This is a genomic window from Scytonema millei VB511283 (assembly GCF_000817735.3).
Taxonomy (GTDB): Bacteria; Cyanobacteriota; Cyanobacteriia; order Cyanobacteriales; family Chroococcidiopsidaceae; genus Chroococcidiopsis; species Chroococcidiopsis millei_B.
On the sequence record NZ_JTJC03000003.1, the window covers coordinates 653888 to 679632 of the forward strand.

25 protein-coding genes are annotated in these 25745 nt (G+C 46.6%); 17 read left to right on the forward strand and 8 right to left on the reverse strand.

The annotated features are described in order from the left end of the window. Positions 1 to 6: 6 nt before the first annotated feature. The gene (locus QH73_RS14830; protein WP_039713183.1) at positions 7 to 732 is read right to left on the reverse strand and encodes a WecB/TagA/CpsF family glycosyltransferase; all 726 of its coding nucleotides are present in this window, start codon (positions 730 to 732) and stop codon (positions 7 to 9) included. 150 nt (positions 733 to 882) lie between these two features. On the opposite strand from QH73_RS14830, the gene uvrA reads away from it, so the two are divergent. The 8 genes from uvrA to QH73_RS14870 all read left to right on the forward strand — a co-directional run bounded on the left by uvrA (position 883) and on the right by QH73_RS14870 (position 12220). Next, the gene (uvrA, locus tag QH73_RS14835; protein WP_039713182.1) at positions 883 to 3909 is read left to right on the forward strand and encodes an excinuclease ABC subunit UvrA; all 3027 of its coding nucleotides are present in this window, start codon (positions 883 to 885) and stop codon (positions 3907 to 3909) included. 263 nt (positions 3910 to 4172) lie between these two features. Further along, the gene (locus QH73_RS14840) at positions 4173 to 6650 is read left to right on the forward strand and encodes a tetratricopeptide repeat protein (RefSeq protein ID WP_309476484.1); all 2478 of its coding nucleotides are present in this window, start codon (positions 4173 to 4175) and stop codon (positions 6648 to 6650) included. Between the two features lie 6 nt (positions 6651 to 6656). Continuing rightward, positions 6657 to 6962: a J domain-containing protein gene (locus QH73_RS14845; protein ID WP_236147013.1), complete on the forward strand. Its 306-nt coding sequence runs from the start codon at positions 6657 to 6659 to the stop codon at positions 6960 to 6962. Positions 6963 to 7102: 140 nt separating this feature from the next. Next, on the forward strand, positions 7103 to 7894 hold the full coding sequence (locus QH73_RS14850; RefSeq protein WP_039713180.1) for a nucleotide exchange factor GrpE: 792 nt from the start codon (positions 7103 to 7105) through the stop codon (positions 7892 to 7894). A gap of 255 nt (positions 7895 to 8149) precedes the next feature. Beyond that, positions 8150 to 9907 (forward strand): Hsp70 family protein, encoded by a 1758-nt coding sequence (locus QH73_RS14855; protein WP_132867058.1) that lies wholly within the window; start codon positions 8150 to 8152, stop codon positions 9905 to 9907. Positions 9908 to 9927: 20 nt separating this feature from the next. After that, positions 9928 to 10314, forward strand: a complete 387-nt coding sequence (locus QH73_RS14860; RefSeq protein WP_052289721.1) for a tetratricopeptide repeat protein — start codon at positions 9928 to 9930, stop codon at positions 10312 to 10314. Between the two features lie 97 nt (positions 10315 to 10411). Beyond that, positions 10412 to 11257, forward strand: coding sequence for a carbohydrate ABC transporter permease (locus QH73_RS14865; RefSeq protein WP_039713178.1), 846 nt, complete (start codon positions 10412 to 10414; stop codon positions 11255 to 11257). 3 nt (positions 11258 to 11260) lie between these two features. Next, positions 11261 to 12220, forward strand: coding sequence for a D-2-hydroxyacid dehydrogenase (locus QH73_RS14870; protein ID WP_039713177.1), 960 nt, complete (start codon positions 11261 to 11263; stop codon positions 12218 to 12220). Here QH73_RS14870 and QH73_RS14875 read toward each other — a convergent pair. After that, entirely contained in the window at positions 12217 to 13587 is a 1371-nt protein-coding gene (locus QH73_RS14875) for a carboxypeptidase-like regulatory domain-containing protein (protein ID WP_201278146.1), read from the reverse strand. The genes QH73_RS14870 and QH73_RS14875 overlap by 4 nt on opposite strands. Before the next feature lie 49 nt (positions 13588 to 13636). Between QH73_RS14875 and QH73_RS14880 the strand changes: the two genes are divergently transcribed. Next, positions 13637 to 14551 (forward strand): IS982 family transposase, encoded by a 915-nt coding sequence (locus QH73_RS14880; RefSeq protein ID WP_039711688.1) that lies wholly within the window; start codon positions 13637 to 13639, stop codon positions 14549 to 14551. Between the two features lie 11 nt (positions 14552 to 14562). Here QH73_RS14880 and QH73_RS14885 read toward each other — a convergent pair whose 3' ends face one another. After that, positions 14563 to 15906, reverse strand: a complete 1344-nt coding sequence (locus QH73_RS14885) for a hypothetical protein (RefSeq protein WP_201278147.1) — start codon at positions 15904 to 15906, stop codon at positions 14563 to 14565. 610 nt (positions 15907 to 16516) lie between these two features. On the opposite strand from QH73_RS14885, the gene QH73_RS14890 reads away from it, so the two are divergent. Both QH73_RS14890 and QH73_RS14895 read left to right on the forward strand, forming a co-directional pair. Continuing rightward, positions 16517 to 17065 carry a hypothetical protein gene (locus QH73_RS14890; protein ID WP_039713176.1) on the forward strand — a complete coding sequence of 183 codons (549 nt, stop codon included), beginning with the start codon at positions 16517 to 16519 and terminating at the stop codon, positions 17063 to 17065. 136 nt (positions 17066 to 17201) lie between these two features. Further along, entirely contained in the window at positions 17202 to 18026 is an 825-nt protein-coding gene (locus QH73_RS14895; RefSeq protein ID WP_039713175.1) for a fimbrial biogenesis chaperone, read from the forward strand. 13 nt (positions 18027 to 18039) lie between these two features. On the opposite strand, the gene QH73_RS14900 is transcribed toward QH73_RS14895, so the two are convergent. After that, the gene (locus QH73_RS14900) at positions 18040 to 18489 is read right to left on the reverse strand and encodes a hypothetical protein (RefSeq protein ID WP_039713174.1); all 450 of its coding nucleotides are present in this window, start codon (positions 18487 to 18489) and stop codon (positions 18040 to 18042) included. 132 nt (positions 18490 to 18621) lie between these two features. Beyond that, positions 18622 to 18759, reverse strand: a complete 138-nt coding sequence (locus QH73_RS14905) for a hypothetical protein (RefSeq protein ID WP_015156971.1) — start codon at positions 18757 to 18759, stop codon at positions 18622 to 18624. A gap of 131 nt (positions 18760 to 18890) precedes the next feature. On the opposite strand from QH73_RS14905, the gene QH73_RS14910 reads away from it, so the two are divergent. Beyond that, the gene (locus QH73_RS14910) at positions 18891 to 19409 is read left to right on the forward strand and encodes an EVE domain-containing protein (protein WP_309476485.1); all 519 of its coding nucleotides are present in this window, start codon (positions 18891 to 18893) and stop codon (positions 19407 to 19409) included. Between the two features lie 85 nt (positions 19410 to 19494). Here the strand turns inward: QH73_RS14910 and QH73_RS14915 are convergent, their stop codons facing one another. Both QH73_RS14915 and QH73_RS14920 read right to left on the reverse strand, forming a co-directional pair. Continuing rightward, positions 19495 to 20712, reverse strand: a complete 1218-nt coding sequence (locus QH73_RS14915) for a DUF1822 family protein (RefSeq protein ID WP_374189035.1) — start codon at positions 20710 to 20712, stop codon at positions 19495 to 19497. Next, the gene (locus QH73_RS14920; RefSeq protein WP_039713171.1) at positions 20658 to 21872 is read right to left on the reverse strand and encodes a sigma-70 family RNA polymerase sigma factor; all 1215 of its coding nucleotides are present in this window, start codon (positions 21870 to 21872) and stop codon (positions 20658 to 20660) included. Before QH73_RS14920 ends, QH73_RS14915 begins: the two co-directional genes overlap by 55 nt. A 133-nt stretch (positions 21873 to 22005) precedes the next feature. Here QH73_RS14920 and QH73_RS14925 point away from each other — a divergent pair, with 133 nt between their 5' ends. After that, a complete protein-coding gene (locus QH73_RS14925) occupies positions 22006 to 22275 on the forward strand; it encodes a Mo-dependent nitrogenase C-terminal domain-containing protein (protein ID WP_132867060.1) in 270 nt (89 codons plus the stop codon). Between the two features lie 297 nt (positions 22276 to 22572). Here the strand turns inward: QH73_RS14925 and QH73_RS14930 are convergent, their stop codons facing one another. Next, positions 22573 to 23430: a FecR domain-containing protein gene (locus QH73_RS14930; RefSeq protein ID WP_052289720.1), complete on the reverse strand. Its 858-nt coding sequence runs from the start codon at positions 23428 to 23430 to the stop codon at positions 22573 to 22575. Positions 23431 to 23696: 266 nt separating this feature from the next. Here QH73_RS14930 and QH73_RS14935 point away from each other — a divergent pair, with 266 nt between their 5' ends. The 4 genes from QH73_RS14935 (at position 23697) to QH73_RS14950 (ending at position 25743) form a co-directional block, all read left to right on the forward strand. Continuing rightward, the gene (locus QH73_RS14935; protein ID WP_132867062.1) at positions 23697 to 24053 is read left to right on the forward strand and encodes a hypothetical protein; all 357 of its coding nucleotides are present in this window, start codon (positions 23697 to 23699) and stop codon (positions 24051 to 24053) included. A 317-nt stretch (positions 24054 to 24370) separates the two neighbouring features. Then, positions 24371 to 24748: a hypothetical protein gene (locus tag QH73_RS14940; RefSeq protein WP_039713169.1), complete on the forward strand. Its 378-nt coding sequence runs from the start codon at positions 24371 to 24373 to the stop codon at positions 24746 to 24748. 127 nt (positions 24749 to 24875) lie between these two features. Then, entirely contained in the window at positions 24876 to 25304 is a 429-nt protein-coding gene (locus QH73_RS14945; protein ID WP_132867064.1) for a hypothetical protein, read from the forward strand. A gap of 85 nt (positions 25305 to 25389) precedes the next feature. Next, on the forward strand, positions 25390 to 25743 hold the full coding sequence (locus QH73_RS14950) for a hypothetical protein (protein ID WP_132867065.1): 354 nt from the start codon (positions 25390 to 25392) through the stop codon (positions 25741 to 25743). Positions 25744 to 25745 lie beyond the last annotated feature (2 nt).

The following is a 25745-nucleotide window of genomic DNA, read 5'->3' on the forward strand; positions in this document are numbered from 1 at the left end:
TCGATATCAATGAGTTAAGCGATAAACAATTGCCTTACCTGCAAACTGAGGTAAAGCTAGCATCCGCCGCCAGCGCCAGGGTTCCTGATAGAGACGATACAGCCATTCCAAATTATTATTTGCCAACCATGCAGGCGCTCTTGATTTCGTGCCTGCCCAAATATCAAAGCTACCACCAACGCCAATCCAAGTTGCATTAGGACACAAATAACGATTTTGCGCAATCCACAATTCTTGACGCGGCACTCCCAAACCCACCAAAATCACTTGAGGTTGGAGTTGACTGAGGCTTTGCTGAAATTGTTCCGCCTCTTCTGGGGAAATGTATCCGTGCTGCGTGCCAACAATATTTATATCTGGGACTTTCTGTCGCCACATCTCGGCGGCTTTGGCTGCTACCCCAGGCGCACCACCATAGAAAAATACCCGCGCCTGGGTATTCTGCAATAGAGACTCTGCTAATTCAATCCCAGGACATCGCTGTACCTGCTGGTGAAATAGTAATTTTAGGTAGAGTACTACCCCCGCACCATCGGGAATCACCAACTCTGCTTGCTGGATAGCGTTGCTTAAAGCAGGGTTCTGTTCGGCTTGCATACTCATTTCCGCGTTAAGCGTCACGACATGAGTACCGAGCTGTTGTTGGATGCGCGATCGCAACCAAGCCGTATAATCATCGATGAGATGGACTGGTAAACCCATTACCGAAAAAGGCTTCACGACCGCACTCATAACCTTACCCCGATTCCCCGCGAAAAACTCTTTAGCAAGGCTACCTTATTTGTGGACGAGAGGCTAGTCAGCGGAGTCAGATGATAACTGAATAGCAAAAACAGCCGGAAAATCGTTAAAATCGTCAACGGACTCTTTCGCCTTGCCCTCATGAATTACCGTCCCGATGCAAAGATTGAAGTCACTGAATCCGCAAACGGGCATCATGCAGATACTTCCAACCCAAACAGCCAAAACACCATCCGCATTCGCGGCGCGAGACAGCATAATCTCAAAAATATTAGCTTAGAACTACCCCGCGATCGCCTGATCGTTTTTACAGGGGTTTCCGGTTCCGGTAAGTCTTCCCTCGCCTTCGATACCATCTTTGCAGAAGGACAACGGCGCTACGTGGAATCTCTCAGCGCCTATGCGAGACAATTTTTAGGACAAGTTGATAAGCCAGATGTAGAAGCAATTGAAGGCTTGAGTCCGGCGATTTCCATCGACCAAAAATCAACTTCTCACAACCCGCGTTCTACGGTAGGGACGGTAACGGAAATTTACGACTACCTGCGTCTATTATACGGACGAGCAGGTAAACCTCACTGCCCGATCTGCGATCGCTCGATTGCGCCGCAAACGATCGATGAAATGTGCGATCGCGTGATGGAATTACCAGACCGTACTAAGTTTCAAATTTTAGCACCTGTCGTGCGGGGTAAAAAAGGCACGCACAAAAAATTACTTTCTAGTCTAGCTTCGGAAGGATTCGTCCGCGTCCGCATTAATGGCGAAGTAAGAGAATTAAGCGATTCGATTGAATTGGATAAAAATCAAGCGCACAATATTGAAGTTGTCATTGACCGCTTGATTAAAAAGCCAGGGATGGAAGAGAGATTGACTGACTCCCTCACCACCTGCCTGCGGCGTTCGGAAGGGATTGCTGTTATCGATTTATTGGACGTGGAAGAGGGGCGAGGAGCGAGGAGCGAGGAGCGAGGGGGTAATATATTAATTCATCCCACTTTACAGGCAAAAGTGGCAGAAGGGGCGAGTGCCTACCAAGTCGAAGAGAAGGATAGGGGAAGAGAAAAAGAATTACTATTTTCCGAAAACTTCGCCTGTCCCGAACACGGCGGGGTGATGGAAGAGTTATCGCCGCGTCTATTTTCTTTCAACTCTCCGTATGGGGCTTGTCCTCACTGTCACGGCTTGGGGAGTATGCAAACTTTCTCACCTGAATTAGTCGTACCCGATCCGAGTCAATCGGTCTATGCGGCGATCGCCCCTTGGTCGGAAAAGGATAACTCATATTACCTTTCTTTACTCTACAGCTTAGGGAAAGCTTTTGGATTTGAAATTCAAACTCGTTGGAACCAGCTAACTTCAGAACAGCAGCAAACAATTTTATACGGTAGTGACCAACCCGTTTGGATTGAAGAACGTAAAGATTATCGGCGTTACGCTGGGGTTATCCCCATCCTCCAGCGCCAGTTTGACGAAGCAAGTTCTGAATTAATCAAACAAAAACTGGAACAGTATGTCGTGCAACAACCTTGTCCTGTATGTCATGGCAAGCGGTTGAAACCGGAAGCCTTAGCCGTGCGTTTGGGACAGTATCATATTCTCGATCTTACCAGCGTCTCAATTCGAGAATGCCATCAGAGAATTGGTAGTATTACACTGAGCGATCGCCAAATGCAAATTGCCGATTTGGTGTTGCGCGAAATCAAAGCCAGATTGCAATTTCTCCTCGATGTCGGTTTAGATTACCTTACCCTGGATCGTCCCGCCATGACGCTTTCAGGCGGAGAAGCCCAACGCATTCGCCTCGCTACCCAAATCGGTTCCGGTTTGACAGGAGTACTCTACGTCCTTGACGAACCCAGCATTGGCTTGCACCAACGGGATAACGGGCGCTTGCTGCAAACTTTAACCAGACTGCGAGACTTGGGCAATACATTAATTGTCGTCGAACACGACGAAGAAACGATCCGCGCCGCCGATCATTTAGTAGATATTGGCGTAGGGGCGGGAGTCCACGGCGGAAATATCGTCGCCCAAGGGAATTTACCAGCTTTACTCGCTGCACCAGAATCTTTAACTGGGGCATATTTATCGGGAAGACGAGTCATTCAAACTCCCGCCCAACGTCGGGAAGGAAACGGACGAGAGTTAGTGATTAAAAATGCCTACCGCAACAACCTGAAAAATATCGACGTAGAAATCCCTTTAGGAAAACTCGTTTCGATTACAGGGGTATCCGGTTCGGGCAAATCTACCTTAATTAACGAATTACTCTACCCAGCTTTACAACACCATCTGACGCGCAAAGTCCCCTTTCCTAAAGACTTAGAGGAAATGAAGGGCTTAAATGCAGTTGATAAAGCGATCGTGATCGATCAATCTCCCATCGGACGTACTCCCCGTTCTAACCCAGCTACGTATACGGGTGTATTCGATGCGATTCGAGAAGTATTTTCTCAAACTATTGAGGCAAAAGCTAGGGGTTATAAACCAGGGCAATTCTCCTTTAACGTCAAAGGAGGGCGCTGCGAAGCTTGTGGCGGACAAGGCGTAAACGTGATTGAAATGAATTTTCTCCCCGACGTTTACGTGCAATGCGAAATTTGTAAAGGGGCGCGATATAATCGCGAAACTCTCCAAGTCAAGTATAAAGATAAATCGATCGCCGATGTTTTAAATATGACTGTAGAAGAGGGCGTAGATTTCTTTCAAAACATTCCCAAAGCATATAACAAATTGCAAACTTTACTTGATGTTGGCTTAGGATATATGCACCTGGGACAACCTGCAACTACATTATCGGGGGGAGAGGCACAGCGAGTCAAACTTGCCTCAGAATTATCGCGTCGCGCCACTGGGAAAACTCTGTATTTAATTGACGAACCAACAACAGGTTTATCATTTTACGACGTGCATAAATTACTCGATGTCCTGCAAAGATTGGTAGACAAAGGGAATTCTATTATTGTCATCGAACACAACTTAGATGTAATTCGTTGTAGCGACTGGGTAATAGATTTAGGTCCAGAAGGAGGAGACAAGGGAGGAGAAATTATTGCTGCTGGAACTCCAGAATTAGTGGCAAAAAATCCTCGTTCTTACACGGGGCAATATTTAAAGCAGGTGTTGCAACAATATCCGGCGGTTAGGGAAGTCAAAAATATATAGGGGCGGGTTTTGACCAAAAATTTCGAGTTGTGGTTGTTAATTTCTCTGCTAAACCCGCCCGTACAAAAATAGTATGACAGGCATTGCCCATCTGACTGAAACCAATTAAAAAATGTGAATTCATCTAGTTGCGCGATCGCCAAGAACTGCATGATGTTAGGCTAGAAATCGAGTTAAAGACTATTCTTCCGGCTCCTCCTGCCTCGCTTTAGTATAAGTTTTGCTATAGAGAGATCTTTGCCAAATCCATCAGGAGTACGATCGTGAACAAGCGTCGGCTTAATCAGAAAGAAGTACAAGGTGCAGCCAGCAAAGAGCGATCGCCCATTCAAAATCCCTTTCAAATGCAACTTCAAGGGTTGCTCAAGCAGCAAAAATATCGTCAGGCATTGGAAGAAATAAAAAAAATCCGACGGACAAATCCAGAAATTGAATTTACACCTTCAGAAGCCGAAATCTGGTTGCTACGAGGGCAGCAAGAATTTCAAAAAAGTGATTTCAAGCAAGCCGAAACATTCTCGCGACGGGCGTTAGAACTAGGGTTAAGTGGAGAGGCGCATTACTGGGTTAGCCGTTGTTTATTATTGCAAAACCGTCTGGACGCTGCGCTTGAGTTGATTCAGAATGCCTTCGAGCAAGAGAGTTTACCCAAAGATTATGCAATTTGTTATCTGAAACTGCTGTTGCTCAAGGGAGATACCGCCACAGTCGAGCAACTGATTGACAAACAAGCAAAACGATTTAGCGCCGCTCAACTCCACTGGGCGAAGGGAGTTTTAGCCCTGAAAGCACAGCAGCCTCATGCTGCCCTGACCGCATTTACCAAAATTAAGCGTCCGCTGACACCTGGAGACGTTCCCGATGCTTGGGTTGCCTACACTCAGCAGGCTGTGGAAAATTGGCAGGCAGCGAGTTCTATTCTAGGATTGCAGGTTTCCTCTATGTGGGGATTTCCTTTAGGCAAACCAAAATTTTTGCAGCAGCCGATTTTGCAAAGATTAGCAACTCTCCAGCAAGCGAAGACGGGGGAACCGCCCCTAGATCCGTCCGTGCAATCGGGAGATTCGGAATCTCAGGAAGCAGTGACGGCACTAGCAATTTTACAAATGAGCGATCGCGGCGACTACCATGAGGCTGCTCATGCACTCCTCAATCTCGGGCATCGCCCGATTCAACTGCCCCAACTGAAAGCTCTCCGCCCCACCCTGTTGACGCTAGCAGGGCAACAAGCATTGATGCAAGGGGAAACGGATTGTACGGAAATTTTCTGGAAACCAGTGTTGGTAGAACAAGGCTTTAATCCTCAACTGGCAGTGAATCTGATTGCAGCGATGGATGCAAACGAATCGTATCGCGAGCAGCAACGCCTAATTACCCAATTGTTGAAATGGGTGGAAAAGGATGGAAAGCAAAACCCGCAAAATTGGACTGGCGATCGCCTAAATTTAACCCTAGCAAACTTGCACTGTCGGTTGGCAGATACCTGGATGGCGATGGGGCGCTCTCGCGCGGCACTGGGTTCCCTCCAACAGGCAGAACGCATTTATCCCACGGCTCCAGAAGTCATTGGGCGTAAAGGGCTGGTGGCATTTACGGAGGACAAATACGAGGAAGCAGTCAAACTCCTCTCGCAAGCATTGGAGCAAGGCTGTCGGTATGAGGAGGTTTATGCCATGCTGCTGCGCTGCTGGGAGAAACTCGACAACCCGCAGGCGCAACTAGAAGCCCGTCGTCGTTTTGGCAAGCACTTTGGCGATCTCAACCCAGAAGCAGAGGTGGAGTTTGCGCCCTGGCTCGATGCTTTATACACTCAAAACTATAGTTTTTTTCAGCGTCTCGTCCAAACAGAAAAGAAATCCGATCCTCCCTTGCGTGCCTGCCAGATTTTTGTCGCAGCCGTGCAAAGTCCACCCAACTCAGGCGGACGAGTTTCCCTGAACCAGGAACAAGCAAAGCAGCAGTGGGATGCACTACTAGAGGAAATATCTGACGAGCAGCAGATTCAAACCTTACAGGCGATCGCTCTATCGGTTCAACTGTTTGCCAAGCGAGAAAAGGGGATCGCGGCACTAATTAATCCATATGTTGCCAGACTTGCCGAGCTTGGCAGCGCATATCCCGAAGCTAGAGAAGCCCATTTAATCGTTCTCGCAGTTAAAGAAACCAATCCTAAAAAATTGGAAGCTCCCATCCGCTCTTATCTCGACACTACGCCCCAACCAGGCAACGCTCTAGCACAAATCCAGCTTCACGTATGCCGTTTTGGTTGGTCGAGAAACCTAATTCCGGCGCTCGAAGCAGCCCTGAAGCGAGAACCGCAAAATCCTCTCCTATTGTTGGCAAGAGCTACCACATATCCCATCACCATGCCTGAGTACGAGGAGCTAAAGCAACAGGGTTTTGAAATTGCCCGTCGGCTTCAAGATGCCAAAGCCCTGCAAGCTTTTCGTGAAGAACAGGCATTCGTTGCCTTGCGACAGACGCAGGCAGTCCTACCCGATCCAGATGACTTCGATGACTTTGATGAAGATGACATGTCGGATGTTGTAGAAGCAATGATTCGGAAAATGTTCGGGCAGAAAATTCCGAAAGCAGAGCTAGAGCGAATGCTGCCCGAATTAAAACGCCAATTACTGAATACTATGCCCGATTTTGAGGATGATGAGGATGATGATTTTGATTTCGTTCCTCCCTTTGGTTTCGGGAAACCCAAACCACCCAAACGCGGCTTCGGTCGGTAAATGATTATGACTATGACTTCTGCCTACGATCGCCTCGACATCTCTCCTAATGCCACAGCTGCCCAAATCAAAGCGGCATATCATCAAAAATTACGAGAATTTCCCGCTCATACCCATCCTGAAGAATTTAAAGCGATTCGGGCTGCCTATGAAGCGATTCGCAACCCAGAGGCAGCAAAAGCAGATGACGATTTCTTGAAAGTGCGACCCCTAGAAGCAACCCTCGACCCAGAATTAATGCAGCAGTTACGAGAGCAAGCAATGGCAAAACTAGAGGTGAGTTTGGACGAGTTGATTCGAGAAACTTTTTAGTGAGGAGCGAGGAGTGAGGAGTGAGGAGCGAGGAGTGAGGAGTGACCAATGACCAACCACCAACTACCAACTACCCATTACCAACTACCAACTACCCATTACCAACTACCAACTACCCATTACCAAATGACCAATGACCAATGACCAATGACCGCCAAGCACTTTTCGACAAACTTTTAGACTATCTCCAGTCACCGCCGTCGCCACCGGAGTATTTTGGCGAACCACCTAAATCTGCACCAGCGTTCGACCCCTACCAGATGGTGAGTGAATGGATTGCACTGCGGCAGGAGATGAAACAACAGGGGAAGCTACTTCAGACGGCTCAAGAGCGATTGCAGCGGGAACTAGAGGTAGCGCGATCGCAGAACGATGAGCTGCAACAGCGTTGGGAAACTAGCCAGCAACAAGTATCGGTACAATATGCCAACGAATTCGCCGCGCAGGAAAAACGGTTTGAGAAGGAGCAAGAAAACTTTTTAAAAGCAATTTTGGGGGTGCTGGATGCCCTCGATCGCGCTTGCGCCCACTGGCAGGAATCTTCAGAGTCATCTGAGATGCCCCTATCGTCTCCGCCTCAGAGCTGGCGAGGAAAGCTAGGACGTTGGCTGAGTCGCTTCGGTCAGAAGTTATCGTCCGATCCGGCAAATTCTGCCCCGACTGCTTTAATGGAAACGGTTGAAAGCGATCGCCAAGGAGTAGAATTAATTCGCCGGACGCTGCTAGACATCCTGAAACAACAGCAGGTAGTGCCGATTGTGGCGCAAGGACAACCCTTCGATCCGCAACGAATGTACGCGATCGGTCGGCAGGAAAGCGACGAGCCAGAAAATACGGTGATTCAAGAAGTCGTGCGGGGTTATTTATGGCGCGATCGGATATTGCGGGAGACACAGGCGATCGTCTCGGCTGGCAACCACACGTCTCGCTGAGGAGCATAGCCCTTGAAGATCCCTCAACCCCCGATGAATTGGGGGCGAGAGTTTCTTCCTTTTTAAGGACTGGATTGTGGTTGGCAAAGATGCTAGATAATTTCTTAAAGATGGGGCGAGATTTCCCCCCTTTTTAAGGGGGGCTAGGGGGGATCGAGATATTCAATTTTAAGTGCGTATCTCCTGTAAAATTCTTAAGATCGGCATCAATAGCTCAAAACTCACAACGTCAGATTAATTAATCATTTATTAATTATGGGTAGAGCAGTAGGCATCGACTTAGGTACGACTAACTCTGAAGTGGCGATCGTCGAAAACGGACAAGCGCGGGTGTTAGCGGGAGAAGATGGCGACCCGATCTTGCCCTCTTGTGTCGGGTTTAGCGAAACGGGCAAGCTACTCGTCGGACGGGAAGCCCTACGTCAGTATGCCGCAGCTCCAGAGCGGACGGTGAAATCGATTAAACGCTGGATGGGGACAGACCATCAGACAAAGTTGGGCGATCGCGAATATTCGCCCCAGGAAATTTCTGCCACGATCCTGCGGGCGCTAAAACAAAGAGCAGAGAAGGCTCTGGGCGAACCCGTGACTCAAGCAGTCATCACCGTTCCTGCCTACTTTACCGATGCCCAGCGGCAAGCCACCAAAACTGCTGGGGAAATTGCCGGATTTGAGGTGTTGCAAATTATCAACGAGCCAACAGCCGCAGCCCTAGCTTACGACTTGCGTTCTGAGGAGACGGAACGAGTCCTAGTTTACGATCTAGGCGGCGGGACTTTTGATGTCTCGGTGGTAGAAATTTCTGGAGAAGTCACGGAGGTACTGGCAAGTCACGGCAACAACCGCCTGGGTGGAGATGACTTCGATCGCCGCCTGCAACTCCATCTGAAGCAACTATTTCGCCAGCAGCACGGGGTAGACGTACCAGACGATCCCGCCACCGATGCCCGTTTGCTCCAAGCCGCAGAAAGCGCCAAGATTCAACTTAGCTCTCATGGCTTTACCACTGTGCGAGAAGCCTTTTTGGGTAGCAAGGGCAAGACAGCATTGCACCTAGAAGCCGAGATCGCTCGGACTGACTTCGAGCAGTCGATCCGTCCGCTCGTAGAAGAAACCCTAGAAGCGATCGATCGCGCTTTAGAAGATGCCGAGTTAGAACCTAAAGACCTCGATCGGATCATTTTAGTGGGCGGTTCCACGCGCATACCCCTGATCCAACACGCGATCGAAGCACACTTGGGACAGTCTCCTACTGATGGCATTGAGCCAGATCTTTGCGTGGCATTAGGGGCATCGCTCCAAGCGGGAGTGCTAGTAGGCGAAGCCGTCGATGCGATTCTGGTCGATGTTACGCCTCATTCGTTGGGAATTTCGGCGGCGATCGATACCCCAATGGGAATTATGCCGGGATTCTTCAGCGTGATTATTCCCCGCAACAGCGTCATTCCTGTTTCCCGTTCCGAAGTTTACTCGACCATGAGAGACAATCAGGAAGCAGTTGAAATTGAGGTGTTTCAGGGCGAGAATCCTGCTGCTGAAGAAAATGTCCCCCTCGGTTCCTTCAAAGTGGAAAACTTGCCGCTTAAATCGGCTGGTAGCGTCCAGGTAGAAGTTCACTTTGACTTTGACTTGAGCGGTATCCTCACGGTAACGGCAACCGAGAAGGGGCAGGGACAGCAAGGAACGCTAGTCGTGAACAATACTGGGGTGCATCGCCTCTCTAGCCACGAACTCCACCAAGCACGGTTAGATTTGGAAGAGTTGTTTGAGGATGATGAAATTATTGAAGTAAAGGCTACCGATTCATCTGCTGTAGTCTTCAATCCAGAACTAACAGCATTGATAGAACGGGCGCAGGTAGCTTTAGAACAGCTAGACGACGATCGCGCCGCACAATTGCAGGATTTATTAGACCAGATCGAAGCCGCAGCTAGCGAGGATGATGCCGAGTTAGCAGAACTCCAAGCAGAACTGGAAGACTTTCTCTACTACGCCAATGTAGAGGCACCATAAAACACGAATTGAAATTAGCAATGAAATGCCCCGTTTGTCGCGCTACTTATCGCCCTAATGAAACCTCCTTCTGTCAACGTTGCAAAACCGATCTGTCTTCCCTGATTCAAATTCACGATCGCGCTGTCTGGCATTATCGGCAAGCCCTACAGCTTTTTACCACAGGAGATTATCTAGCGGCACAGGCGCACAACGACCGCGCGATCGCCCTACACTCTCATCATGCTGACTTTCACGCCTTTGCAGGGCAACTGCGAGCGCTTCAGGGAGATGTTCAGCAGGCGATCGTTGCTTGGGAACAAGCCCAACAACTCGAACCTTTGCATCCAGTTGCTAGCAAATGCCTGCAAATTTTGACCGAAATAGGGAGCAGGGAGCAGGGACGAGCTGGGAGCAGGGGTGTATAGAAGAAACTTTGATTCCTTGCTCCCTTGGAACGAACGGTTCGTAATTCGTAATTCGTAATTTATGGTAAATAGGTAATTCGATCGCGGCGAGGAATGTATGAATCAGGATAAACAAGTACGAAATCGAACTTGGCGAACGATCTGGACGTACGGTTTGCTAGGCGCGATCGCAATTTTAATGCTATTTCCCCTGTTGTGGTTGCTAAGTACGTCGTTGAAATCTCCCACAGAAAACATTTTTCAGTTTCCACCCCAATTTTTACCCAGTCAGCCGACATTGAATAACTTTACTCGCGTTTGGCAGACAAATCCTTTCGGTAGGTATTTATTTAACAGCACATTGGTGGCACTGCTAACAGTGGGGTTGAATTTATTATTCTGTGCTTTAGCAGCTTATCCCCTTGCCCGTTTAGAATTTCGCGGTCGAGAAGTTATCTTTACAGCAATTGTCACCACAATTATGATTCCGTTTCAAATCGTGATGATTCCGCTGTATATTTTGACGGTACAGTTAGGGATGAAAAATACTTATTTAGGAATTATTTTTCCGGCGATCGCTTCTGCTTTTGGAATATTTCTATTACGGCAAGCTTTTCAAGGGGTTCCGAAAGAATTAGAAGAAGCAGCCCGCATTGATGGTTGTTCGGAATTAGGTATATGGTGGCATGTCATGTTACCAGCGATTCGTCCCGCTCTCGTCACGCTGGCAATTTTTGTTTTTATCGGTGCTTGGAGTGATTTTCTTTGGCCCCTGATTGTAATCGATCGCCCCGAACTTTACACTTTACCTTTAGGGGTGGCAATGTTAGCAGGAACCTTCTCTTTAGATTGGCGATTAATTGCGGCTGGTTCGATAATTTCAATTGCGCCAATTTTAATTTTATTCCTATTCGTGCAACGTTACATCGTACCCACAGCAGCAGGTAGCGGCGTGAAAGGGTAATTTATGAAACTGGTTTTACCAAGTAATTTAGCAACACAGATCGAGCCTCATTTAGCTAAAGGCGATCGCATTGTCCGTCTCGATCTTCAAGGCAATTTAGACGGAGATCCAAATGATGCTGAGGTGTATTTTCATGAATGGTCTTATAATGCTTTTTTCGAGCCTGTATTATCACAATTACCTAATCTACGCTGGTTGCATACTGAAAGTGCGGGAATCGACCATTTACTAATACCAACCTTATTATCTCGCGATTTGATAATGACAAATAGCGCTGGAGTTCATGCCATTCCCATTGCTGAATTTGTCTTAGCATATATGCTCGATCGCGCTAAATGCTTATCTAAATTTAGACTTGCCCAACAGCAAAATCGTTGGCTGTCATATCCAGAAGTGGAAACTTTAGGCTTGCAAGAATTGATGGGCGCAACTGTATTAATTATCGGTGCTGGTGGTATCGGACAGGCAATTGCTACTCGCGCTCAAGCCTTTGGAATGCGTGTCTGGGGGAGTTGCTTGCATCCGCGATCGCTACCTGGTTTCGATTTAGTCGTTGGAGCTGAGGAATGGCGTAAACTTTTACCAGAGGTAGATTATCTCGTCCTTGCTACGCCTTTAACGGCTCAAACTAAACATTTAATTGATGCCAATGTCCTAAAATCCATGCAGGCAAGTGCTTATTTAATTAATATTGCCCGTGGTGGAATTATCGATGAGAATGCTTTGATTCATGCTCTTCAAAACGGCTGGATTGCAGGCGCGGCTTTAGATGCTTTTCCTATAGAACCACTCCCAGCAGATAGTCAGTTGCGATCGCTACCCAACGTCTTTATTACACCGCATTGTAGCGGCATATCTCAACAGATGCAACAACGGGTAATAGGGTTATTTCTAGAAAATTTAGCACTTTATCAAGCTGGGAAACCTTTGCGCAACATTGTAGATAAAGCGGCTGGATATTAAACCTTGGTTTTCAAGTTTAGTTCTTGAAACGGTTTGGTAGATGCATTTAATTTTAAGCGCAGATGGGAGTTACCATTGACTGTCAACGTATACTCTCCCTGGGATAATCCTTCTAAATAGTAAACTCCGGCACTGTTGGTCACGGAAAATTTGCGCTGACCGGATTTCCCTATCGCTTCGACTGTTGCACCAGCAATCGGTTTATCCTGCGTATCAGTGACAACCCCAGTGCGGGTATAGGCGGGAATTAGAGGTATCAAAACAGGGGTGTAGCTGCCAGCACTGACAACCACAGCCAAAGCGTCTAGTTGTGCTTGCCAATCGGGAGGGAATCCCGCCGGATCGAAATCTAAACGGTAGGTATTGGGTGGTAGGCGCAGGAGAATGCGGTTGTGTTGAATTTTCGGTCGCCAAGCGTTTAGTGGTTGATTGTTCAGCAATAGCAACAGATCGCAATTTTCGGTGTAAATCTCTTCACTTGGATCGCGTTTGTGGTTATTATTGCGGTCGAAAAACGGTTGAATTAATAAACCACCTTGGGTACGGAACTCGCTCGTATGCCTGTCACCTGGGCTAATACCCGCCTGCAAGCCTAAGCTAGAAACTAACTCGATGCTGAAACTCGATTCATCAGAGGTGAGAGATACTCCTTGGTAGCGTCCGCGCAACATCACGCCTGGTAGCACTGCCGTTCCTAGCGAGGCAAATAGACCGTTACCTCCAGAATTTATTCCGTAACCGAGTTGGGCTTCCCATAAATAGCTACCATCGCTTGTCCGTTGTGGAGAACGATATTGCCAGCCAAGAGTCAGTAAGCGATCGCTCCGACCTTGACTGCGCGTTTCATAATTTAATAGCAACGAGTGTCCGGTATTACCAAATCGATCTTGAGATAAGTTGTACGTCAGTGCCGAATTCGTACCCACTTCGTTACCTTGCAAGTTCAGTTCCAATCTGCCCAAACCCTGGAGTAAGTACCAACGCAGGCGATTTTTGGTATCTAAACCTACACGGGTAAAGGTGAAGAAATTTTTTCTGCTAAAACTAAACTGCACTCCTCCAGATGTGGCATCGCGACTGTTAGCTGAGGCATATAAGCTGAAACTACGCGATAACTGCCAATTGAGATTCAAACGACTGGAATATCTATCACTCGATAGCAACGCACTAAAATTAGGCGAGGGAGTAAATTGAATATCCGCGATCGCCTCCAACTCAGAACCCGCCAGCGCCGAGACTGCTACCTGTAAAGGCAAGTTATCGGGTCGCCAGAAGACCTCTGCTAGGGCTTGTAAAGAGTCGTCGTAGACCCCACCTAAGCCTACAGTCAGCGTTGGACGTGAGTTCGACGGTGGGAGATGAGCCAAAAAGAAAAAAGAGACCTATGCTCAAAATACACAGCGCTCGGCCTCAGTTATGAATAGCACCATTGTATCTCGCCTAGATGTGACGCAAATTTTTTGTGAGGTAGACGACTTCTATCAAACCTTTGAACGACATTGGCAGCAACAGATGCTATTGACGGCAAGTTGTGGAGAACGCTTGTGTCGCTCTCGTTTAAGTCTGAGTGAGGTGATGACGATAGTAATTGCTTTTCATGGCTCGGGATATCGTACTTTTAAAGAATTCTACACGCTACAAGTCCTACCAGGCTGGCGTCAAGCTTTTCCTCATCTAGTCAGCTATACTCGTTTTGTCGAATTGATGCCTTGGTCGTTGATGCTGTTATGCTGCTTTGTACAGACCCGTAAGGGAGAAGTCACTGGCATTTCATTCATTGATTCAACTCCGATTGAGGTGTGTCATCCAAAACGTTCTAGAAGCCATCGTGTGTTTGAAGGCATGGTGGGTTGGAGCAAAAATTCGGTCGGGTGGCACTATGGGTTTAAGCTGCACCTAATTATCAATGACCGAGGCGAGTTGCTAGCTTTTAAGCTGACCCCTGGCAATGTAGATGACCGCAAGCCTGTGCCGGACTTAACCCAAGACCTAATTGGTAAGCTATTTGGCGATCGTGGTTATATATCTCAGGAATTGTTTGAGCAACTCTATCAGCAAGGCTTGGAGTTAATTACACGGCGTAAGAAGAAGATGAAGCAACAGTTGGTCAAGTTGATCGACAAAATTCTCTTACGTAAGCGAGCCTTAATTGAAACAGTTTATGACCAACTGAAGAACATTTCTCAAATCGAGCATTCCCGACATAGAAGCATCTGGAATTTCCTGGTCAACTTGTTAGCTGGATTAACAGCTTATACTTATTTGCCCCGAAAACCTTCTCTCGATTTAGAACCCAAAGGCTTACCTGCTCTTCCTCCTGCTGTCTTTTAACCCCGTCGAACTCACGTTACAGTCAGCGTTGGTGATAAACCCCAGCGTCCAGCAACTCCGCCGCGAAACTCCTGCATGGAAGGGATTTGCGTGTCCGTATCGCTTTGCCAACCGCCAGACACAACGAAAGCCGAAGCACCTGCGGGAATTTGTCCTGGTACGGTAGAAAAACTCGCTTCCCGAATTTCTGGTGGTGCAGTTAGCCTTCCTTGGGGATAGAGAAAAACCCGGTAGTTGCTATCATAAGCCCGATCGGATTTAATATTTTCAAAGCGATAGATCCCAGAGGAATCGACTAAAACTTCCGCGATCGCCCGGCTGCCAAATCCTCGGACTAATCTAACCAAGGTTCCTGGTTCGGCTTTACCGGCGATCGTGCGTCCCGCGACAGCAGCTTGCAAGCGTTGACGCGGATCGGAACTCCCAGCAGATAGACTCTGAGGCGGAGAAAAGCCTTGTCTTTGAACTAAGGTTAAGCCCCAATAATTTTTTGTCCCCTGATGCCAAAACGTCGGTTGAGAACCTACAAAATAGTCGGTAAAATCGGTTTGGCGCAGAAACTGGGCTTCGGTAAGTTTCCAAGTTGAGAAATCTTGCAATTGGGATTGAGTCGTACGGACGAACCAAGAACCACCAAAAGCACTACCAACAGCAAGCGTATCTCCCGTGTAAGTGGGTGTGGTGTCTCCCGTTCCCGTAGCATTGACCCTTTGTTCCATCCCAGCAATATTTAATCTGCCAGGGTAGAGGCGTTGTAAGCCATTTAAGACAACGGGAGTTTCGGTTTCTTCAAATGTATTTGTTGCAGGCTGAGTCAACCAAGGTACTTCTAAAATAATTGCATATTCATTCAGGTCGAATTTCGCTTTTACTCCAAATAATGTTTGTAAATCTTGAATTGAAAATACTAAGCCTAATTCAGGATCGGTACGTAGTTTTTTGGGATTGAGACGAGTCACAATTCCCGCCGAACGGACTTCTATTTGTCCGTCCGCTAAAGTGGTAACGTTAAATTTTAAGACTTGAATGACATCATCGTAAGATAATTGCCAAGCGGCAAAATTAAGTGCTTGTCTGCCGTCTTCTCCTCCTCGGACTAGTGCACCAGATTTGACATTGCGATCGCCGATATTTATGCCTACAGGAAAGACGCTAAACTCAGTCTTAGGCGTTAATGAGTTGTCTGGAGTTTTAGCACTTGCTGGCGCAGCAGAATGCATGAGTTCAGAATTTAATAAATCTGGCCAATTTTTTTTTATAGAGCTTTCATTTGATGTTACTTGAGCGATCGCTGTCTCAAAAGTTCCTAGCACAGATGCGAGAAGCGATAAAGTCAGCAGATATTTTGTTTTCATATATTGAAAATCAATCCGTCCAGGTTAGTTAAATTGAATTAACTTATAAACAAGCGGTCGGCTAGTAACTCACAAATTTTGTAAAATTTTGATTCTACAAAAATTCCTATACAGATATTTGCTCCACAAAAGCAGCAATACATTACCAGCCGATTTTGGTAATGCAAATAAAGTTATTTTGAGCGAACAGCGGATTAATATAGCTCGACAATTACTAACGTCACATCCGTAGAATCCACGATATTTCTGAATTAGCGTACGAATATCGCCCGAAAAGCCGAAAATAAATAAATTATTAAAGTAAATCGCTGTTTTTGTCGTTTTTTGCGGCTAAATTTACGTAGTTTCTCTCAGAGAGTTTTGAGAGATACTTGCTTATTCTTAGTAATCGGTCACAGCAATAGTTGAACCTGAAATTGAATGACATGAGTTAAAAAATCTCTTGTTGATTAATTTAACTAAAGTGATTTTTTAGAGCTGTCAAGTAGTTTTTTATTAGGAAAAGCTATCTGTACTTAGAATGCATAAACTAAGGCAAGTTTATTTCTAAGCAGTACTTTGCTGTGTCCTAGTTGAAAAATTCAAAAAGAACTGACAAAAGGAGTAGCCTATGAATTGGCGTTTAGCTTTAGCTGGTAGTCTTGCTGTTTTAAGTACTGCATCTTTGATGCCCGTGGCAAATGCAGCACCAACAACCCAAGACATTCCATTTAACGGTACTGTTGCGGGAAGCTGTGTATTTTCTGGAACTGTCGGTGGTACTCTCGGTCAGGTGATGCCCAAATATGGCTGGGTTGAAGCTAGTGGAGGTATTCCTGGCATGGCAGCTAATCTCCCTGCTGGTCAAACAATGATTAACTGTAATTCTCCCGCTCAACTAAGTACTTCTGTTCCAGTAGCAGTTAGCGTACCTGCTAGTTTTAATCCACAGAAGTTACAATCTCTTGTTTACGATGGGATAAACTATACTACCGCTTATTCGGGTGGTAGTACTTTTGATAGTGGTGCGTGGAACAAGCCTACGACTCCCATAGCAATTCCTATGGGTGTTGATGTTCCACTCCAAGTTGGTATGGTTGCTGGTACGAGAAGCTTTACTTCTGATGTTCCTAGCGGAACTTATGAATATACAGTGACTTTGACTGCAACCCCCAACTAATGTGTTATGACTGATTTGCTTATTTAAAAGCAATTGAGAAGCAACGAACTTGGTTTGAAAAAACCAAGTTTTGTTGCTAAATAAAGTTGCGCGTGCGTAACTAACAACGGTAATAGTTATTTTGGTAAAACCATTGATGAATGTTGCTGCCATCAATCGCTGTTCGTTGCATCTAGGTAGTTGTTTACTATCTAGCTTTTTATTGTGGGGCAGTGTTGCCCGTGCAGATATTGCGATTACTCCTATGGTTGTGGAAACAGAAGCCAAACGGGGTCAAGCACAAGGGACGATGACTGTTTACAATCAAGCACCAGAAGCTTTTCGCGCCCGCGTTTACACCGCTCCCTTTACCTATGATAAAGAACAAGGGTTTCAGGCTTTGAAATCTAGCCCCAACGATCTGAGTCCCTATCTGCAATTCTCTCCTACAGAGTTAGTCGTTCCTAGCTCTGGTAAGCGGAAAATTCGTTTCATCGTACGTTTTCCGCCTAACTTACCGGATGGTGAATATCGCACCATGATTTTTACAGAAAATCTTCAAGCAACCAAAGTTACGCAAGCTAACCAGGCAAATAAAGTCACGTTCATCACTTCTGTTGTGCCGCGCATCGGTGTCACGGTCTACGTCCGTAAAGGAGATGTGTCACCAAATCTCGTTGCTAGTAGCGCCAAATTTAATCCAAGATTGAATCAAGTGCAATTACTCGTGCAAAATACAGGCAAAGCTTCCGCCGTTGTTGCGGGAAATTGGACGTTGAAACAAGGCAAGCAAGAGATTTCTACAGGTAAAATTAACGATACTACCGCGATCGCCCAAGGAGAACGCTATCTATTAATTTCTCCTCATTCACAGCAAACTAAGTTAGCACCAGGAGAATATCAACTCTCTGGCGAGTTGAAATGGGGTGAGGACAAGAAAAACCATACTCCCTTTAGCGTTAGCTTAACCGTACCGCAGTAACTCAGGTGAGTCACTAAGGTGGCGTGACAGTGACGCTGAGAGTCAGGCGATAGTTATAATTCCCCGGCGTAAAGGCAACAGGACGCTCTACCCGCATCCGCACTTCTAAATCCGTGTTACCTGTGGGTAAGTTAGCAGTATTGTTTTGACCGTCGCTACTCAGGCTATTTCCCCCAAAGTTCAAATAACCTACCTGCGTCGTACCCTCTGGATCGTCTGACGCTCCTTCTACCAAGCTCGGAGATAAAATACTAACCTGAGCCGCTAGCTCTGATGGTACGTTAACGCTCAAAGTTGCTGGTGCAGTTGACTGCAAGATTTTCATATTCCCCAACATTGGCTCGACAGTACCAGGGTTAATATTGCTAAATGCTACTTGAGGTGTTTCTTGAGCGATCGCGGCATCGTTACTCAAGCCTACCAAGATCGATCCAGTAATCAATAATGTTAATCGGTGTAGCATTCGGCTCGGAAAATGTGAATATACATTGACTTCACTCCAGCGATCGCGAGAGTGTCAACCGGGAATATGGCATTTTCAAGTTCTGAGTGTCAAGGATATCGAGCCGAAATAACCTTGCACTTTGCGATCGCCTCAACCTTTCGTCAAGCGAATATGCTCCATAATTCGCTTCTTGCGGTCTTCTGAATTAAGGGATGGTTTAATAAAATCTCCCGTACTGCGAGATAAATGTTCCATAATCTGCCGTTGCCGATCTGATGCTTCAGCCATGAGCAAGTTAATCTCCGATGCTACTATTTTTATCAATACTTCATATTATTTTACGTAAATTCATGATTTTTGGAAACGAGCGGCTATCAGTTATTAGGGAGCAGGGAGCAGGGAGCAGGGAGCAGTGACCAGTGACCAGTTACCAGTTACCACTCAATTCTTACTTACGACTTACGACTTACGACTTACGACTTAAAATGAATTATTGGCTAATGAAGTCAGAACCAGAGACTTACGGCATTTCAGACCTCGATCGCGATCGCACTACGATTTGGGATGGGGTACGCAACTATCAAGCTCGCAACTATTTGCGTCAAATGCAAGTAGGAGATTTAGCTTTTTTCTACCACTCTAATACTACGCCCCCGGGAATTGTGGGTTTGATGCGAGTTGTCACACCTGAAGTTATCGATCCGACACAGTTTGACTCTAGTAGTCCCTACTACGATCCAAAATCAGATGCTCATTCTCCGCGCTGGCACACAGTTAAAGTGGAATTTGTCAAGGTTTTTCCTCAATTTATTTCCCTACCTACGTTGAAACAAAAATTTAGCCCAGAAGAACTAGGCGTAGTCAGACAAGGCAATCGATTATCAGTAATGCCCGTTACCGATGCGATCGCCCAGAGAATACTAGAATTAGCTCAGTAAGTATCGGTCATTAGTCATTTGCAAGTAGCTAGCCACCAGCCACTAGTCACCAGCCACTAGTCACTGACAACTGATAACTGATTTCTCAAAACCGCAAAATCTCGCGATCGTAATTGATTGGTGTGGGTTCGATTTCCCAAACTAAGCCTTCGCCTGGAGCAAGGGAGACTTCGACAAATAAACATTCTACAGGTTTACTAGCTGTATCTTCGTTGCCCTCAAATGCTTGTAAGTCTTCGGTCAGCAAGCGTAGTGTAAATCCGGCGGGAATGGAATCGCCCATAGCATGACGTAACTCAAATCGCCAGACTCCCCCTGTGCGAGGCATGACTCGTAATTCATACTGCTGCTGGGCAATAATCATGTGGCGAGTCAGCAAAACTTCTGGAAAGAATTGTGTCGTCCCTCTTGCTGCCGCGACGACCGCTGGTTGCCAGGTGCTTTGTCCCCACCCCATCTGTCTTGCTGCGTCCGATACTCCGGTTTGCAGCCATTCTAAAACTGACCACTGTTCGGGATGTCCCAAACGGTGATGGTAAAGTTTTTGTCGCCAACCGCCATGCGAGATCAACGCGCCCCACAATTGAAACGGTACTGCTAAGCGCGGATTCACAACTTCTGAGTTGCCCAGGCGGGGAATTAAATTTTCTGCCTGTGCTAAGGGAATGGCGGGTAACGTTGCCACTGTCCGGCGCGTCGTTTCAGTAATACCGAGTTGTCTGCCTACCCACAACACGCTCATGTTTTGAATCACATGGGCTTCATCCAGGCAATAGCTGCGGTCTTGGGAGTCGTAGCTGCCGTTTTGTTTGAGTTGTTCGTGAGTAGCGTAACCCCAAATTCTAATAGATGCACAATCGGGGTCTACTTGTACGCCAAAGTAATAATCGGCAACCCAGTCGGGAATGTCTACCCATTCTTGAGGCACGCGCAGTTCGCTTAAGTCAATTGTCTCGGTAGGGACTAAGACTATCCGCATTCTGTCCCAAGCTACGCCCGTTCCATTGACGAATTCCCAGATGCTAGGTAGAGCGGTGAAACTCGGTACAGCTAGAGCTTTTCCAGCGTGTTCTTCCCGCAACCAGGGTAATATAGTCTGGAGGCAAACTTGATTGAGATAGGCGTTCCAACGACTGCTGGGATGAGAACAAGCTTGGCTGCGCTGCCATGCCTGCGATCGCACCAAATCGGACACTTCCAGCCACACCTGTGTCGGATCGGTCAAAGTTAGCGAGTTAGGATCGAAGGTCATGAGGTAGACTCCATGAGCGAGGAGGGACGGCGGTAATGTACCTGCAACCATTCCTCTAAAACTGTGTTGATATTATTGAGTACCTCTGATGTCAGAGTAATATGCAATGTCTCTTGACTCCATTTTGCCAAAGCCAATAACATGCTTTCCCTAGCTCTAGTGAGGCGGCGAGAAACTGTATATTGTTTGGTGTCGATCGCCTTAGCAATTTCCTGTTGGGTGAGTCCTTGTCCGTAGTACATTTGCATAATTGTCTGCGCTTGCGAGTCCAATTTGGCGATCGCTTCTGCTAAAGCTGCTTGCATTTGAGTTTGTCGCGATTGCTGTGTTTTCTGTTCTTCAACAGCAATCATTTCATTGAGATAATTATCTTGCTCGAAACTACCTAGATCGTCGAGAAATGCTCCTGATTCTTGCCCTGGTTTTGGAGCATCGATCGATACGAGTGAGGGATAAAGGTAAGACCGTGCGGCTTTGGCACAGGCAACCAGCCATTTTTCTAACGTCTGAGCGTTACATTCTGCTCCTGATGGGTGGAGTTGGGTAATGCGCTCTTGATTGTAAAGTTTAGCGATCGCCTCCCAAGTCTCAGATTCTGGTTTAGGCAACTGGCGGGTTCCCGTGGGGTGAGTCGGGACGTAAAGTGTTTTGAAGCAGTTCCAGGCAAGGACGTAACGGTTAATCACTTCTACACCTAGTCCGGTATTTTGTAAAGACTCTACCAGTCTTTTTTGACTCAAACGACGCAGCAGCGACCAATTTGTCGAAATATCAACTTCCTGCTGTTGGCGCAGCAAATCTTTCAGGACACTACTAAAAATGGCACTGGCATAGCTTTTAAATCCGTAACCCAATTGGGGATTAAAGCCTTTTAGTACCTTATCAAAACGGGCGATCGCCATTTGAAAGCAATCGGACAAGGTGTATTGGGACGAAGTAAAGCTAGCGCTAGTTTTATGCGCCGTCCAGTAGCACACTTCCTGCAAGTAAGCAGTAAGGTGTGCCTTAGCCAAACTCTCAGGCTGAGTTTGCCACAATTTATACCAGTAAAGAACCCAATAGTTTTCCGCCGCCTCCATTTGCGGAGATTGTGCCAGCCTAGCTTGCATACTCCGCCGCAAGTGCGGATCGCTGACCCAAGCTCGGAAGCGGTCTGCGTCAAATTGCAGAAAGGTCGAAAAGATTTCGATAATGCCTTGACGGGGACGCATGAATCAATCGCTCACGTTAGTTGCATAACACAGCAGAGGTAAACCTATCAAATAAATGAAGGTACTTAACCACCTATATAAATAAAACCCACCAGTTCAACCTAATTTCAGTATTACAAAAGGAGAGATCCCTATGTTCGCACCAATCGTACTCAAAAGTAATATCTGCCAATGGTTAGAAAGCCTAGAAATTCACAATCCCAAATTCGCTCATCTGTTTTGTCAGTTAATTCCCGCACGGTGTCCTTTTGAACGGACAATTACCTGCTTTGGGCGCACGCTGGTTCACATTCCACCACTATGTAAGTTAAATCCTTTCTACGAACAGATCGTTTACCTCCGCTTCAAGTGCCTGTGCTTCCTAGCAGACGAGTGTGGTGAAGATGTTACAGTTTATTGTTAAACGGCGGGAGTCGGGAGTCGGGAACTAGCTGACCAATGACCAATAACCAATGACTAATGACGAAATAAGCAATGGCACAGATTGGGTTATGGATGCGAAAGATAATTGCTAACACTGTCCCAGGACTATTGTGGATGCATCTGGTGTTGGCGCAGGACGAGCTATTAACCCGTGCTGAAGTCTGAGAAATTAGATACCTTGTATACAACGCGATCGCGGACAGATTGCGGACAGATTTACGCTTCCTCTGCTAGTTGGGATCGGGCGATGAAAGGGATATAAAAGCGATCTAACCCATCATCTCCGACTCGGCACAGATGGAAAACCCTGAAATACATTCTGAGGATTTGTTGTAATATCTTTCGGTTCTTCTTGAACGGTACACGGTACGATCTGCTCGAAACCGGGTGGGGGTTCTGCTTCTTCGCGGAATTGATCTTCTAAAGCTGCGATCGCCTGATTTCGGACTGTTAAAATCGTATTTTGTGCTTGTGGCGGGAGGCTATCGCTCGGTGTTTCTTCCGCCGTGCCTAAGTCAGCCGCTAGATTGCAGGCTTTGTAAAATCGCCTCAAGCTCATATCTTTTACGGCTGTCAATTCTCCTTGTTTCACAGCCGTGCGCTGTCCCGCATCTAAAACCACTACCCCTTCACCCCCAGAAGTGGCAACAGTCACGGGGACTTGGGGGTTTTCGGTTAAAACTCCAATCGATGTCGTATGTTTATCTGAATTATGCTGCACCCATACGGCTGTTCCCGGCGCTGTGACTACAGCTTCTGGTGTCACGACAGTACCGCTCTCATCTCCAGGTGGAAAAATAAACAAGCCAGTACCGTTACGCAACTGAAAACTACGGCTACCAGGTACAAAGCGAAAAATAGCATTTCCCCCTAACCGCACCAGCGAACCTTCATTAAAAACTAAATCTGCTCTAGCGAGGGGAGCAGTTTTGACAGCATCGAGAGGCTGAACCATGTCTGCAACTTGAGCCGATCGCGGCGGTTGGTTTTTCAGCCATAATTGGACTCGATTGACTAATTTATAAATTTCTGCTTGAGTTAACAAATCTGACTGCGCGATCGCCAGACTGCCGAACATGGCGACCAGATTACCAGCGATAAATCCTGGCGCGAACGAACGTTGCCACCACTTCATCAAAATTATCTCCTTAACTATTAGGAACTTATACAACTCAGTCAATGTCTTTTTGGAAGGGAGTACGGAGACAAGGGAGAGCTGAGGGAGCTGAGGGAGAGAAGAGAGCTGAGGGAGCGATCGGGAGCTGAGGGAGCAATTCAAAATTCAAAATTCAAAATTTCCCTACACCCTACACCCCACACCCGCATCGATCGCACCACGCAACACTGATAACTGATAACTGACAACTGACAACTGACTGACAGCTAAGTGCAAAGGAAGGAATGACTATGAAAATCGATCGCATCCTCAAAACTGGTTGCAGCGGTTTAATTTTAGCTGCTAGTTTCGGATGGCTTTGTCTGCCTGCCCAAGCCGATAAGATTATTCAAATTAACACGCAAATTACCGGACAAGATGGTAATAGCAACACTTCGGTACAACAATCCTCTCAAACAGCCGAAATTGACAAAAAGGGGATTAAAACGAAACTCGATCGCTCCGGTGACTATGACTATTTGCAAGATTCCTCCGAGACTTCTCGTCAAGACAAGCTGAATCGAGGAAATAACCAATCGATTCATCGGAACGGCAAGAAAAATCCTGCGGTCGATCGCGACATTATGATTTACCCCCGCTAGTATCTGGGGGGATTTTCATTCGAGCTTTTAGGTGACTCATTTCCGATCGCTAATAGCTACAGCCAATTTTCAATGCTTTGGCGCGATCGCGTCAAATGTAAGCGTACATTGCGATCGCCTCTTCTTTTTCTCTCTGGTGTCAAAAAAATTTTGCTTTCTTTCCGAAATGAGGCACAACTTTTCTGATTAACTGTAATAGTGATGCAGCAAGTAACCAAAAACACTTGCTCATCTGTGGAACAAATCTCTAAAAACCTCCGACATGAAGGCTATCGTCCTTCTGAGGACAACAACCAAGTGCAAGTGAAGTAACAAAAATGACAAACAAAAATCTCAGAACCAATCTTAACGCCGGACTCAAAACAGGTTTAGTTGGATTAATAGCTGCTGCTGGCTTTGGTCTAATTGCTCTGCCCGTCAAAGCTGACGAGATTAACCAAGGTAACACGCAAACCACCGGACAGGAAGGCTACAGAAATACTTCTGTCAACCAAAATACTCAAACGGGTGAAATTGAGGAAACTGAAACCAGATTTGGTCGTCCAGATCGTAGAGAAGGTCGTCCCGATCGCAACTCCATCAACCAAGGCAACGACCAACTCACCGATCAATATGGTGATGGGAATACTTCTGTCAACCAAAACACTCAGGATGCTCGGATTCGCCGCGACCGCTTCGAGGTTCGCGATCGCTAACCCTATCCCCATCCTGCAATAGGTTGGGCAATGCTCCTCACACACACCTGTAACGCGATCGGATTTGACGACCCTCAACTACAGAACTCATCTCACAAACCGATCTTAGTCGAAGGAAGTCACGCACATGCTATACACCACTTCACATACAGAAGTGAAGAGAATTTTCTCAACTTGTTTGCTCGGTCTAGTTGCTGCTACCAGCATTGGATTGAATTCCCTTCCCGCGCGTGCCGATGTCACCAGTCGTAGCAGTTCTTCTAACAGTGCAACAGCGAGCGATGGTGGCAGCGTCAACCAAACCACTCGGCAAACAAATATCATTCAAAGTGACGGTTCGGGAAATCATACATCAACTCAAAATTCCCGTGTCAGTGGCTCTGCAAGCGGTGAAAACAACCGCATAGATCAACAAATCGACCAATACAGCGACCAAGATCGACGTGGTGACAGCACGAACAGTACCACCAGACAAAACGCTCAAAGCGATGCTGTGACGAACGGAACCGATAACCGCATCCAGCACAAGATCGACCAATTCATTCGACGAAGATAAAAATCCGTAAGGAGTTGACAGTTAACCGTTAACCGTCAACTGTCAACCAACAACCAACAACTAAGTGCAAAAAGAAGGAAAAATTATGACAACCATCAAATCTACTGTTAAAGCTGGTCTAGTTGGAATTATTGCTGCTGCTGGCTTTGGATTGCTGGCTCTGCCTGCTAAAGCAGACGAGATTAACCAAGATTCAGTCCAAACCACCATACAAGAAGGAAATAACAACACTTCGGTTAACCAAAGCACTCAAAACGCTGAAATTGATAAATCTGAAAGAAGATTTGGACGGCGTGGTGGTGCAGAGCGTTCGAGAGATGTTATCAATCAAACCTCCGATCAATTGACCGATCAATTTGGTAGCGGTAACACTTCTGTCAACCAAAACACTCAAGATGCTCGGATTCGCCGCGATCGCGATGTATTCCATCGTCGTTAAGT